A 12,560-nucleotide genomic window follows, 5' to 3' on the forward strand; every position below is an offset into this window, starting at 1 on the left:
ACTCATGCAGCGTCTGCGGAACGCAGCCGATCTTCTCCGCGATCGACACCACCGCTGCCCATCGCGAGGGGTGATCCCGCTCGTGGTCGAAAACCATACGTACCGCGCGTTCGCGAATTTCCGGCGCAAACTTGTTCGTTGTCTTGCTCATACAGGCTCCACCTTCTCAGGAGTTGGAGCCTCCGACAAACCCGGTGCGGTTCAGTTGAGATTAAAATAGGTCAATGACCAATATTAATATACTGCATCAGGTTAGTATGACCGTTTGGCGGTAAACCGTTGATACTCAACCAACGCGACCGGAACGGCTTTCGAGATTATCTGCTTTTTTTGGTAGCGAAAAACGTCCTGCCGATCTGAATTACCAGCACAAAATCAAGAATGTTCGAGCGCGCGCGAATACGCTGACATTGCCCGATCGCGGGATTGGCTGAGCGAGATTTCAGCGCGCTGGCGGTCGGTAGAGTCCGTGACCCGGTTGATCAGCTTCAATTTATAAAGCTGCTCACTCCAGCGCTGCGACGTAGTGACCGGGGCGTCGGACAGGCTGGCTAGGGCTCAGACTCATTCATAGCCAAAAGGCGACCGCTGTGGCGAGCGCGGCAGCGGACAGGAAGTTAGCCGCGAGCTTGTCGTAACGGGTAGCGATGCGGCGGAAGTCCTTCAGGAGACAGAAGTCGTTCTTGATGAGGTGGCGGCCTCGGTATCGCTGTTTGTCCTAGCGAATGGTTCGCTTTCGGTTGCAGCGTCCAGGAATGGCGGGGATAGCGCCTGCCTCCCGAAGGGAACGGCGCAGGCTGATGGCATCGTAGCCTCTATCACCTAGCAGGTATCGGATTCGACTGGCGCGTCCGAGAAGGGCGGGCGCGGCCTTGATGTCGCTGACGTTGCCCGGTGTCAGCATCAGCGAGTAGGAACGACCGACAACGTCGGTGAGCGCATGGATCTTCGTGGTCCAGCCGCCCCACGACCGCCCGATCGCTTGCGCCGAGCGCCCCTTTTGCGCCGAATGCGGCACGCTGGATCTTGATATACGTACTGTCGATCGCGGTGCTCTTTGTCACCACGCCGGCGTCGACCAGCGCAGCGAGTAATTGCAACCAGAACCCCCGCTGCGACCAACGGTTGAAGCGATTATAGATTGTCGTCGAAGGACCGTAGTCCGCCGGGCAGTCGCACCATCGCGAGCCTTCAGCACGTGGATAATACCCGAAATCACCCGCCGGTCATCGACCCGACGGGCGCCAGGCTGGTTCGTCGGCAAATGCGGCTCGATTGCCGTCCACGCCTCGTCCGACAACCAGAACAACGCCATGTACCGCCTCCATCGTCACACACTCTGTGAATCAGGACGCCCCGTTCAGATCAATAGCCTGAATGGGTTAAAGCCTAACGCAGTCATAATAATCATCATCAACTACTAATACTATAGTTTTATCTTGACAACAAAATGTGTTGATTTGGATCATGACGCTCGCCGAAGAGAGGTATTGGTGAGATAATCTATTCATCTTTACTGAAGTACGCAGATTTTCCAGCCAGAAACTTGCTAACATAAATTAGCATACCCAAAAATGCTGGAAACCCTCTTGTGCTTATACGTTCAGACCGAGTTGCCAGCCAAGGCGATATTCAAAAACCTCGGAGTATTTCATGTATTATCATGACAATAAGCTGCAGTACCCCGTACAGGTCACCAATCCAGACCCGGCGTTCGCGCGCATGCTTCAGCAGGCGATCGGCGGTGTCGAGGGCGAAATCCGCGTTTGCATGCAGTATTTTTTCCAGGCTTGGGGCAACCGGGCGCCGACCACGAAGTATCGCGACATGCTGCTGCACACCGCGACCGAGGAAATCGGCCATATCGAGATGCTGGCGACGGCTGTCGCGCTCAATCTCGACAAGGCTCCCGCCGCGCTGCAGGAAGAAGGCGTAAAGGACAGCATCGTCGGTGCCGTCATGGGCGGCGAAAACCCGCGCCAGAGCATCGAAGGCATCATCCACAAGAACTTGCTGTCGGCAGGTTTAGCCGCGATGCCGATGGATTCCGACGGCGTGCCGTTCAATATGAGCCACATCTACGCAAGCGGTAACATCGCTGCCGACATGTACTGCAATGTCGCTGCCGAAAGCACCGGCCGCGTGCTCGCCGTGCGGCTGTTCAACGCCACGCAGGATGAGGGCATGAAGAAGATGCTACATTACATGATCGCGCGCGACACCATGCACCAGCAGCAGTGGCTCGCTGTTATCGAGGAACTCGGCGCCGAGGCGGTCAACCTGCCGGTTCCCAACAGCTTTCCGCAGGACATGGAAGACCAGCAGAACAACTACAACTTCTACGCGACTTCGGTCGACGGGACGTTCCCGGAGGGTCGCTGGACGTCGGGTCCGTCGATCGACGGCAAGGGCGAATTCACCGTGTTCCGTAACGAACCGCTGGGCGACGTACCGGTCCTTGGACCTGCGCGTCCCGACAGTGGTGCGCAGAATCAGCAGATCGGGTGAGGTTTCTAGAGGGGGCAGCGATGTCCCCTCTCGATACGTCGGCCAGATATCGGATCTCGTAAGTGGGGGAGTATCATGTCCACGGAAATGCCTAAGGATCAGCATCACGACAAACGCCTGACGCGTATTACGGCGACCGTTATGATCGCCATCGTGACCTTGGTCGTGATCGCCTTCGTCGGTCTGAATCTGCACGATGTGAAGAAATCGTCGGATAGCAAGGCTGGGAGTGCCCTCGAACGGGAATAGAAGCCGTCACAAGACATGCGATTTAAATTCGGCGAACATGCCGATCAGTAGCGGATGTAAGATACTAAAATGGCAACGGAAACACTAAACCCTGAGACTGATGCCGTCAGTCCCTATGTCCTCGCAGTACGCCAGGTCGTTGAGTCCAAGGACACGAAGACTATCACCAAATTCCAACTTGGTGAACTTACCGTCGATGTATGTTCTTCAGCCGACTCCGTCTGGGCGATCATTCGCCGACCGGGGCAGGGGGGCATTGCACTCAGAGCTGTTCATCTTGGCGCGCCCTTCACGTGCCGAGCTTTAAAGCCGCAGCCCGGCGAAACGTCACGCGTCAGCGTGGTCAGTTCCGTTGGTCGCTACATCCTCGTGTTTCGTGCCGGTACAAGCGCGCTGGAGAACCTGCGCATGACGGTGCACTTGACCCCCGATGCAGACACGTTGATCCCGTTCATGCCGCGCGATCTCTATCCCCTTGATGCCAAGGGGGATCCGCTCGGGGCAAGCGGGACCATCGAGGCGGAGCAGCGGAAGCTCAATGCCGGCGTCCTGTATTTCCGGATGGACGAACCCGCCTTCGGCAGCGTGCTCTATTTTCAGAACCTCACTGCGATGAACGATTATTACCGCGCTACCAAGACGACGCCGGACGGTGCGGTCGGCGGGGTATGGCCCGAGCTCGGCTATCTGCTACCCACGCCACCGCAGACCGAGACCCCGCCGACCGAGGCACTGGCGGCCGGCGTCGAGGTGACGCTGTCCGACGCGATCCTGGTATTCCGGCACGACGCGCCCCCGCACGAGCGCGAGTCCGCACGACGGTTTCTGCAGATGCTGGGGGTCGCGTATCAACTGCTCGAGCTGCCGCACATCGAGTATCACGACTGGGTCGACCGTGCAGAGCGGACGCTGCGCGATCTCGATCAAGCGCCCGAGGCGACGATCGAGCATTACGGTCATCGCTATATTCACCCCTACACGAACGCCGAATATCCCGACATCATGGTTCAGATGTCGATCGTTGCGTCGATCCACGCCTGGGGAAAATGGTCGGGCATGCCGCATCCGCTAGAGGCGGAGTTCAAGGCGGGGTTAGAAAAATTCTACGATTCCAAACTGAAGTCGCTGCGGCGCTATCTCCCGAATGTCGGGGACGACAAGGACGCCGATGCGGTCGACAGCTGGTATCTCTACCACCCGATGCTCAATCTCGGCGTGCTAGCGCTCGACGGCGACGAGGACGCGAAGGCGCTGCTGCTGAAGTCGCTCAATTTCGGGATAGAGGCGGCGCGGCACTTCGAGTACAAATGGCCGGTCCAGTACAAGGTTACCGATTTCAGCATCATCACTGAGGTCGCGGGCGCGGATGGCCGCGGGCAGACCGACGTCGGTGGCATCTATGCCTGGGTGATGTTGCAGGCGTTCGAGCTAACCGACGACAAGCGCTACCTCGACGAGGCGCGCAACGCGATCGACGCGGCGATGGGCCTGCGCTTCAACGTCAATTACCAGGCGAACCTGACCGCGTGGGGTTCTGCGGCCTGCATGCGGCTGTGGCGGATCACGAACCAGCCGGTCTATGTCGAGCAGAGCTACGTGTATCTCGCGAGCTTCTTCCACAATTGCGAAATCTGGGAGAGCGAGATCGAACTTGCGGTGCACTACCGCAATTTCCTCGGCGTGACCTGCCTGCAGGATGCGCCGTACATGGCGATCTACGAATGCTTCGATTCCTTCTCGGCGTTCGAACGCTATCTGGCCGATAGCGGCCCCGATCTCGAACCCGCCGCGCGAATGCTGATCTCGGAATTCTGCAAATACGCGCTCGATCGCGCCTGGTATTATTACCCCGATGCGCTGCCTCCCGAAGTGCTGTCGCCGAAGCAGCGCGAGACCAACGGCCATATCGACCGCAAGCTCTCGTTTCCGCTCGAGGACCTGTACCCCGACGGCCAGCTTGCCGGGCAGGTCGGGCAGGAGGTCTACGGTGCTGGCGCTGCGTTCATCTTCGCGACGCACAGCGTGCACCCCGTCGAGGGCGCGCCGTTCCGCCTGTATTGCGATCATTTCGTGCGCGCGATGGAGCGGACTGGCGACCGCGCGTTGACGTTGACGCTCGATGGCGGCGAGACCTGCAACGCGCATTTGAGCGTGGTGCGGCTGGCGCGACGCAAGCTCGGCAAGATCACGGTGACAGCGGTCAGCGGCGACGTCCTGCGACCCTATGAAACCTCCAACGACCGCGTGGCCTATCATGTGCCCGCGAGCGGTCGTCTCATCCTAAACTGGGAATAGGCATGCAAGATCACATCAGTCTCGACGGCAAGCGGATTCTCGTCACTGGCGGTACGACCGGCATCGGCCGCGCGACCGTTGCAATGCTCGTTGCGGAAGGCGCACGGGTCTTGACGTTCGGCAGACACCAGCTGGAACTCGACAACGCGCTTATCGAGGCACGAACCGGACGCGGCCGTGCCGATGGACTCATTGCCGACGTCGCCACGAAGGAAGGCATCGACCGGGTGTTCGATACTGTCGATGCGACGCTGGGTGGGATCGACATGCTCGTGACCTGTGCCGCGCTCGGCGCCGAGCCGATCCATGAAATGGATGAGGACGCCTGGCGGTACGTGGTCGAGACGAATCTGATCGGAACGCTCGCCAGCGCCCGACGCGCGATCCTCCGCATGGGTGCGCAGGGCGGCGGGCATCTGGTGTTCGTCGGATCGATCAGCACCGAGATCAAGGCTGCCGGCGAGAGCGTCTACTCGGCGACCAAGGCTGGCATCCAGGCGTTTGCGGAAACGCTGCGCAAGGAAGTCGCCGAGAAAAACATCAAGGTCAGCGTTATCCAGCCCGGCTCGGTCGACACGCCGATGCAGGAATGTAGCGCAGAGCAAAAAGCGCAGGCGGTCGCGGATCACAGGATGCTTCATGCCGTCGAGGTCGCCGAGACGATCGCGTTCGTGCTGACCCGGTCTGCCAGCGCGGACATAGTCAATCTGCGGATCGAACCTCGTATTCAGAAGACAAGCTGATCCCTCGGCACTGATACGTTTCAACGTCGTAATGCTCGTTCACGTTGATATAGGTTAGCGTGGCTTAGGTCGTAAATCAGAAAATTTTTTGGATACTGAAACGATGCAAACCTAGTAGCTCTGTATAAATATTCATGCGCCGCAACGAACGTTGATGAATCAATTGAAAATCTAATCATAGATTTAGATCAGTACGGATCGTGTGAACAATTCATCATCGAGTACGTTATTAATTGGAGCGGATTGGGGCTTAGTATTTATTGGCAGGAGTTGGCTTGTGGCACTGGATCATATCGTCGAATCCGTGGCCGCTGGGCTGCGATCCCTTGTCTCGACGGGGGCTGGGGACATCACATCCGATCGCGCGGACGTGCTTCAGGATTTGCATCTTGCAGAGCAGGCGTGGGCGACCGACGGCGTGCTGAGCGGACCCTGGTTCCTGCGCGACGGCGATCACGTGGCGTTCACGCCAACAACCCGCAACGGTGCAGCGCTCACCATCGGCGGGCAGACGACGAATTTCATCCCTGCCGACCGCTTCGCCGACTATCTGGTAAACGTTCGGGACGGCATCGAACGCGGCGACTTCGATACCGAGATTTCCAATGCCTTGCACGGGTCTGCCGGCGTCGGCGGGATCGCGGAAGTGCTGATCCCGCTGCCCCGCGAGGGCGCCCAGGATCAGGTCCGGCAGTCGCAACAGGACGAGGCGCTCGCGCGAGGCGGTCGCAATCCTGACGGGTCATTAGCTGCGATCGTCGGATCAAGGCCTTAGCGGGCGGGGATCGCGCAACGCCTTTTGGCTTACCGGCCAGCTTAATACGCCAATTCACTATGAACACGTTCGGAGAAAAACGATGCCAATGAAGTACGTCGTCCTGTTGCTCGCTGCCGCAACGTCCACCGTAGCGCTGGCGCAGACGCCGCCACCACCACCGCCGGCTGAAGCAAAGACTGCGGCAATGCCCTATGTGATGGCCGCGGGTATGAGTGACCTTTATGAGATCAACTCGAGCCAAGTGGCGTTGCAGAAGTCCCAGACGCCTGCAGTGCGCCGGTTCGCCTCCATGCTGATCAAGCACCATCAGGCAACGACTGCGGCAACGTTGAGAGCTGCGACGAAGGCGGGACTCACCCCTACACCGCCCGTTCTTGACCCCGGCGCTACCGCTTCGATTAACGAGTTGCAGTCCGCCCCCGCAGTGGACTTCGATCGCCTTTACATCGGGCAGCAGATTCCGGCGCATCAGGCTGCGCTCGATCTTCACCGTAGCTATTCGACCGGCGGTGATCAGGCCCCGCTTCGGATGTCGGCCAAAGCCGCGGTGCCGATCGTCAAGCAGCATTTGGACGCTGCGATGAAGCTGCAGAACGGCAAGCCCATGGCCAAAATGTCGGGCATGTAAGTGTTATGGAGCGCCGTCCACCGCGCTTCAAGCCGTTCAGGTTCGCACGAGGCTCGAAAATTGACGAGCGGGAGTAGATTATGGTCACCACCCCACTGCCATCGCCCGAAACGGATTCCGGCCCCAAGCTCGTCGGTAACAAGGACGGAACGGAGGGTCATTATTCCGGCGAGGAATATGACAGCTACGAGAAGACGCAACCTCGCAACGTCGAAGTCGGCGCAAGTCGCGGCAATCGTGAAGCGAATGTCCTGGCGTCGAATGCGGCACCTGGCGAAAGCATCCCAACCGATGCAGGACGTCGCGCGTACATCGACGAGAAGACCGGCGAGGTACACGGCAGTGGTGCTGGCGCGGGCGGTGGGAACCCGACCGAGGATTATGGTGCAAACACCACGGGTGGCGGCGGCGAAGTTCGCGAGACGCAAAGTCCCAAGCGTTAAGGCTTAGGGGTTTGCCGTAGGGGCAACCGAAAAGCCGCTTGGATCTCATGGGATATCGCGCCTTCCGAGTCCAGATCGCTCTCCCTTCTGAAATAGCCGACCCCGCCAGGACCACGGCCGGCCTGCCAGAAAATTGGCACACTCCGCTGTCGCGTCGCCGAAAATTCTCGATCAAGATTGCAGGACATCCATGCGCATCAAGGCCATTCTCTTCGATATCGACGGTACGCTGGTCGATACGAACGACATGCACGTTCTCGCCTGGGAGGAGGCGTTTGCCGGCGTAGGCGCGTCGTTCGACCGCCAGATCATTCACGACCAGATAGGCAAGGGGACCGACATGCTGGTGCCTACGCTACTGCCGGACTTCGGCGACGATGAGGTAGACAAGCTGGGCGACGCGCATGGCGCGATCTTCAAGGCGAAATACCTGGAGGCGGCCAAGCCGTTCGCGCAGGCGCGCGATTTGCTCGCGCATGCGCACGGGCTTGGCCAACGCGTCGTATTGGCGTCATCCGCGTCGGGATCCGAGCTCGACCATTATATCGACCTGCTCGACGCGCGCGACCTGATCGCTGCGACGACGAGCAGCGACGATGTAGAGAAGACCAAGCCTGCGCCGGATATCTTCGCGACCGCGCTCGAAAAGCTGCCAGGGATCGATCCGTCCGACGTGATCGTGGTAGGCGATACCCCCTATGACATCGAAGCTGCGGCCAAATGCGGTATTGCCGCGGTGGCAGTCCGATCTGGCAAGTTCGCGGACGAGCAACTGCGCGATGCAGGTGCGATTGCGATCTACGACGACGTGGCGGCGCTGCTCGCTGATTATGCAACCTCACCGCTGGGACGCTGATAGACATGGCAATTACGCTCAAACCGCTGCGTGATCAGGTTATCGTCGTTACCGGCGCAACCAGCGGCAACGGTCTCGCAACGGTCGAAGAGGCCGTACGGCGCGGTGCAGCCGTTGTCGCCTCCTCGCGTAACGAGGCGGCGCTGGAGATCCTGCGCGATCGCCTCACCGCCGAGGGAGCGCGTATCGCGATCTGCGTCGCCGACGTCAGCGACATGGCGGCGGTGGAGCGTATCGCCACCGTCGCCATCGACGCGTTCGGCGGGTTCGACAGCTGGGTCAACAACGCCGGCACCGGCACCTACGGCACGCTCGAGCAGGTACCGGTCGACGACCATCGTCGCGTGTTCGACGTCAATTATTTCGGCGTGCTGCACGGATCGCTCGTTGCAGCACGGCATCTGCGGACGCGCGCCGGGACGCACGGGCGCGCGCATGGGAGCGCGATAATCAATATCGGGTCGATCCTCAGCGACCGTGCGATCGTCCAGCAGGGCCCGTATTGCGCGACCAAGCATGCGGTCCAGGCCCTGACCGATACGTTGCGCATGGAGCTGGAGCAGGAGGGGGCGGACATCTCAGTGACGCTAATCAAGCCCGGCGCGATCGACACGCCGTTCCCCGAACACGCGCGCAACTTCATGGTTCAGCCGCCACGGCTGCCACCACCACTCTACGCGCCCTCGGTCGTCGCCGACGCGGTGCTTTTCGCCTGCGCAACGCCGCGGCGGACGCTGTATGCAGGGGGCGGGGGGCTGATGTCCTCGCTCCTGGCGCGCGCAGCACCGCGGCTTAGCGACAAAATCATGGAACTGGTCGGCACGTCCGCGCAGCAGAAGCCGGACGATCCCGGCGATCCGTTGCGCCGCGATATTCTTTATGCGCCGCGCGTCGATGCTTTGCGCGGTAGCCAAAATCTTCACGCCCGCAAATCAAGCGTCGCGTTACAGGTCCAGAAGCTCCATCCAGCATTATTGGCGCTAGGCGTGCTGGGTGCCGGTGTCGCGGTGGCGCTCAGTCGCCCGAGGGATACCCGCGGTTGACGCCGGATGCGGCAAGGGCAGGGGCCGGGCGCGACTTCGATGTCGTGCTGGTCCTCGGCGGAGGAAATGCCTTGGGCGCGTTCGAAGCGGGCGTGTACGAAGCGTTACACGATCACGGGCTGCGGCCCGACTGGATCATCGGCGCATCGATCGGTGCGATCAACGGCGCGCTGATCGCAGGTTCTGCGCCGGATCGCCGGATCGAGACCTTGCGCACTTTCTGGCGGCCCGCCCCACCGCTGTCGGCACCGCCGTTTGCATGGCCGAGCATGTTCGAAACGAGCCGGCGGACGACTGCGGTAGGATGGTCCGCGATGTTGGGTCGGCCCGGTATTTTTGGACCGCTTCTCTCCGCAATGACGCCCTGGGCGGACAACCAGCCGTCGATCTTTGAGACCAACCAGCTTGCTGCCACGCTGGAAACGCTGGTGGATTTCGACCGTCTTAACACCGGCCCCTGCCGTTATACCGCAACCGCGGTCGACCTCGACACCGGGGATGACGTCGTGTTCGACACCGCCGACCTGCAGATCCGCGCCGAGCATGTCCGCGCCAGTGCGGCGCTACCGGTCGCGTTTCCAGCGGTCGAGATCGATGGCCGCGGACTGGTCGATGGAGGATTATCCGCGAATCTCCCCCTCGATCCGGTACTTGGCGATCCGCCCGCAAGGCCGACACTGTGCATCGCGGTCGACCTATTGCCGCTGCACGGGCCGAGGCCGACCACGCTGGGTGAGGCCGCCAGCCGCCTGCAGGATTTGATCTTCGCCGCGCAGTCCCGTCGCACGATGGACCGGTGGCAGGCCGCCCATGCCGACCGTCGGGATTTCGCGCTCTCGCTCGTCCGGCTTGCCTATACCGAGCAGGATGACGAGGTTGCGGGAAAGGCGCTCGACTTCTCGGCCGTCACCATCGAACAGCGCTGGTCGGCGGGGCGCCGGGCGGGCATGCTGGTCGTCGCCGGAATCGAGGCAGGCGCTCTATCGATTGCCGTCCCGGGTCTCAGCGTCGTCGACATCGCAGGGGCTGGCACGTCCGAGTAAAGGTTTTCGCATCGAACCGCACCCCGGTCACTTCGCTTCGTCGCGGGTCTGCGGGAATATTATCGTGATCTGGCGGACCAGCGTCCGAATGATTCCATACCCCAACGACCCCTCACGCCCGCCTGCCATGCCGATACCGTCGTCACAGATGACGACCTCGACCTTGTCCTCGTCTCGACGGCGCAGTTCGGTCAGCAAACGTCCAGACCGCGAGTCCGGAAAGGCATATTTCAAGGCGTTGGTAATGAGCTCTGTAAGGACGATCCCGAGCGGCACGGCGGTGTCTGGTTCGACGAGAATGCCGCTTTCCAGGTCCGTTTCGATGCGGATCCGGCCTTCGTCGCCCGCGATCGGACGATGCGCTTCGCAAAGATCGCGCAGGTAACTCGATACATCGACAAGCTGCGCCGTTTCCGACTTCGACAGGAGGTCATGGACGCGAGCCATCGCGACCAGTCGCTCCTGCGTCTCCATGAACATCGATTTCACCGTATCGTCCGGCTGCCGGTGCGCCTGTAAGCTGATCAGCGAAGCGGCGATGGCGAGACTGTTCTTCGCCCGGTGATTGACCTCCGCACCAGCATCTCGCGTTCGTCGACCAGCTGGGACAGCACCTGGTTGGCAGCTTCCAGGTCCTGCGTTCGTGCGGCGACCCGCGCCTCGAGTTGCTCCGTCATGCGTCGCAGATTTTCTTCCGCTTCATGCCGGGGGGTGATGTCCAGATAGGACAGGAAATGGTTGGTCACCATTCCCTCGTCATCGCCAAGCGGCGTCGCGAACAGCATGGCGCGGAACGTGCTGCCGTCCTTGCGGTATTGCAGGATCTCCAGCGTGGCGTTTTAGCCTTGCCGCATGGACGTCTCGTAGCTGTCGATTGCGGACGGATCGGTGCCCTCGCCATTCATGAAATGCGGGTCCTGTCCCAGCATCTCATGGCTCGAATAGGCCGACAGCTTGAGCAGGGCTTCATTGGCAAAGATGATAGGATGCCCGGGAGCGTTGCGTCGGTCACCATCATCGGCATGCGCGTCACGCGTACAGCCTCGACGAACATGCCGCCCCGAAGGCGTACGGTCTCGAGCTGCCGTTCCGCCTGATCGCGCCCTGTCGGGTCTTTTAAGGTCTCATCAAACTTGTTCATCAATGCCCCTTTCTGGTTGATGTACGATTCCACCGCGTTCTTGCTTTCGAACTGTTGACCTGTGCCGGTGCCATCCAACTCGCGTTATTACAGCATGCCGGCGACCTTGAAGCTCAACGCCTCAATCGTGAACAGCTTGGTCAATAACTTATACCGGGTTCGACATCGCCATCCCCGACCGCGGCATTCTCGGCGTACCCCGTGATGAGCAGGATCTTGAAGTCGGGGCGCAGCGATCGGGCAGCGTTACCGACCTGGCGACCGTTCTTACCGTTGGCAGTTCGATATCGGTGATAAGCAGCTCAAACAGCCCTGTGGGTCGTCGGAGTGGGTGCCTGCCTCCTCACTGCCTATGTCAATTTGGTCATGGATTACCTGTCGGGCGGAAGACACGCCGACGGTCGCGAAGCCTCACCCCAGGCGGAAACGTACATACCGTTCATATCGACCATCGTAGCGGCGGCCTCAAAGAAAACGGCTTTGATACGCACAAGCCATCTCGAACTTTTGAGTTATGCGCCCGGCAAAGGAGATGACTCACTCCGTTGAAGGCGAAGCGGGCAAACGGCGCCTGTAGCGGAGCGAAAGTTTGCAAACATTCCAATCTTCGAACTACCCCCGTCTTTCACAGTCTCGTCAACACATTCTCGGCTCACTAAAGCAGTTATCCTGGTTGAGAACCGCGCTTGCAACGTAGTTATGTATAATCTAGCCACAAAAATTGGAAATTCATAGCCTCCGTCATGCCTAGATGTCTAATCTGCATACTAATATAGATTAGTAACAAATATAAATCGGCGAAATCTGGCCAAGCTAGGAACTATGGTACGACA

The 12,560-nt window shown here is 60.1% G+C and carries 15 protein-coding genes; 10 read left to right on the top strand and 5 right to left on the bottom strand.

Going from position 1 to position 12,560, the window contains the following annotated elements; translation table 11 throughout:
• Both U1763_RS19085 and U1763_RS21145 read right to left on the bottom strand, forming a co-directional pair.
• Positions 1-151, bottom strand: a 151-nt coding sequence (locus tag U1763_RS19085; RefSeq protein ID WP_503676875.1) for a transposase, incomplete at its 3' end; no start/stop codon positions are given.
• Positions 152-718: 567 nt separating this feature from the next.
• A complete protein-coding gene (locus U1763_RS21145; RefSeq protein WP_443026944.1) occupies positions 719-1,018 on the bottom strand; it encodes a transposase in 300 nt (99 codons plus the stop codon).
• A gap of 635 nt (positions 1,019-1,653) precedes the next feature.
• Between U1763_RS21145 and U1763_RS19095 the strand changes: the two genes are divergently transcribed.
• From U1763_RS19095 to U1763_RS19140, 10 genes are all read left to right on the top strand, one after another.
• Entirely contained in the window at positions 1,654-2,508 is an 855-nt protein-coding gene (locus tag U1763_RS19095; RefSeq protein ID WP_332756509.1) for a manganese catalase family protein, read from the top strand.
• Positions 2,509-2,583: 75 nt separating this feature from the next.
• Positions 2,584-2,757: a hypothetical protein gene (locus U1763_RS19100; protein ID WP_332756510.1), complete on the top strand. Its 174-nt coding sequence runs from the start codon at positions 2,584-2,586 to the stop codon at positions 2,755-2,757.
• 339 nt (positions 2,758-3,096) lie between these two features.
• On the top strand, positions 3,097-5,052 hold the full coding sequence (locus tag U1763_RS19105) for a hypothetical protein (RefSeq protein WP_332756511.1): 1,956 nt from the start codon (positions 3,097-3,099) through the stop codon (positions 5,050-5,052).
• A 2-nt stretch (positions 5,053-5,054) separates the two neighbouring features.
• Entirely contained in the window at positions 5,055-5,795 is a 741-nt protein-coding gene (locus U1763_RS19110; RefSeq protein WP_332756512.1) for an SDR family oxidoreductase, read from the top strand.
• A 370-nt stretch (positions 5,796-6,165) separates the two neighbouring features.
• Positions 6,166-6,570, top strand: coding sequence for a hypothetical protein (locus U1763_RS19115; protein WP_332756513.1), 405 nt, complete (start codon positions 6,166-6,168; stop codon positions 6,568-6,570).
• An 88-nt stretch (positions 6,571-6,658) separates the two neighbouring features.
• Complete coding sequence (locus U1763_RS19120; protein WP_332756514.1) at positions 6,659-7,201, top strand: DUF4142 domain-containing protein; 543 nt, start codon at positions 6,659-6,661, stop codon at positions 7,199-7,201.
• Between the two features lie 80 nt (positions 7,202-7,281).
• Complete coding sequence (locus tag U1763_RS19125; RefSeq protein WP_332756515.1) at positions 7,282-7,644, top strand: hypothetical protein; 363 nt, start codon at positions 7,282-7,284, stop codon at positions 7,642-7,644.
• A 190-nt stretch (positions 7,645-7,834) separates the two neighbouring features.
• Positions 7,835-8,500 (top strand): HAD family hydrolase, encoded by a 666-nt coding sequence (locus tag U1763_RS19130; protein WP_332756516.1) that lies wholly within the window; start codon positions 7,835-7,837, stop codon positions 8,498-8,500.
• Positions 8,501-8,505: 5 nt separating this feature from the next.
• A complete protein-coding gene (locus tag U1763_RS19135; protein WP_332756517.1) occupies positions 8,506-9,543 on the top strand; it encodes an SDR family oxidoreductase in 1,038 nt (345 codons plus the stop codon).
• Entirely contained in the window at positions 9,540-10,586 is a 1,047-nt protein-coding gene (locus tag U1763_RS19140) for a patatin-like phospholipase family protein (RefSeq protein WP_332756518.1), read from the top strand. Before U1763_RS19135 ends, U1763_RS19140 begins: the two co-directional genes overlap by 4 nt.
• A 27-nt stretch (positions 10,587-10,613) precedes the next feature.
• Here U1763_RS19140 and U1763_RS19145 read toward each other — a convergent pair whose 3' ends face one another.
• The 3 genes from U1763_RS19145 to U1763_RS19155 all read right to left on the bottom strand — a co-directional run bounded on the left by U1763_RS19145 (position 10,614) and on the right by U1763_RS19155 (position 11,805).
• Positions 10,614-11,126, bottom strand: coding sequence for a sensor histidine kinase (locus U1763_RS19145; RefSeq protein ID WP_332756575.1), 513 nt, complete (start codon positions 11,124-11,126; stop codon positions 10,614-10,616).
• Positions 11,111-11,371 carry a hypothetical protein gene (locus U1763_RS19150; RefSeq protein WP_332756519.1) on the bottom strand — a complete coding sequence of 87 codons (261 nt, stop codon included), beginning with the start codon at positions 11,369-11,371 and terminating at the stop codon, positions 11,111-11,113. The genes U1763_RS19145 and U1763_RS19150 overlap by 16 nt, the downstream gene beginning before the upstream one ends.
• A 116-nt stretch (positions 11,372-11,487) precedes the next feature.
• A complete protein-coding gene (locus U1763_RS19155) occupies positions 11,488-11,805 on the bottom strand; it encodes a hypothetical protein (RefSeq protein ID WP_332756520.1) in 318 nt (105 codons plus the stop codon).
• Positions 11,806-12,560 lie beyond the last annotated feature (755 nt).

It is taken from the genome of Sphingomonas sorbitolis, from assembly GCF_036663875.1.
Classification (GTDB): Bacteria; Pseudomonadota; Alphaproteobacteria; order Sphingomonadales; family Sphingomonadaceae; genus Sphingomonas.

Bases quoted from the DNA above. Each gene is read 5' to 3' on its own strand.
- U1763_RS19095 (WP_332756509.1), top strand. From the start codon at position 1,654: ATGTATTATCATGACAATAAGCTGCAGTACCCCGTACAGGTCACCAAT.
- U1763_RS19100 (WP_332756510.1), top strand. From the start codon at position 2,584: ATGTCCACGGAAATGCCTAAGGATCAGCATCACGACAAACGCCTGACG.
- U1763_RS19110 (WP_332756512.1), top strand. From the start codon at position 5,055: ATGCAAGATCACATCAGTCTCGACGGCAAGCGGATTCTCGTCACTGGC.
- U1763_RS19120 (WP_332756514.1), top strand. From the start codon at position 6,659: ATGAAGTACGTCGTCCTGTTGCTCGCTGCCGCAACGTCCACCGTAGCG.
- U1763_RS19125 (WP_332756515.1), top strand. From the start codon at position 7,282: ATGGTCACCACCCCACTGCCATCGCCCGAAACGGATTCCGGCCCCAAG.
- U1763_RS19130 (WP_332756516.1), top strand. From the start codon at position 7,835: ATGCGCATCAAGGCCATTCTCTTCGATATCGACGGTACGCTGGTCGAT.
- U1763_RS19135 (WP_332756517.1), top strand. From the start codon at position 8,506: ATGGCAATTACGCTCAAACCGCTGCGTGATCAGGTTATCGTCGTTACC.
- U1763_RS19150 (WP_332756519.1), bottom strand. From the start codon at position 11,371: ATGCTGTTCGCGACGCCGCTTGGCGATGACGAGGGAATGGTGACCAAC.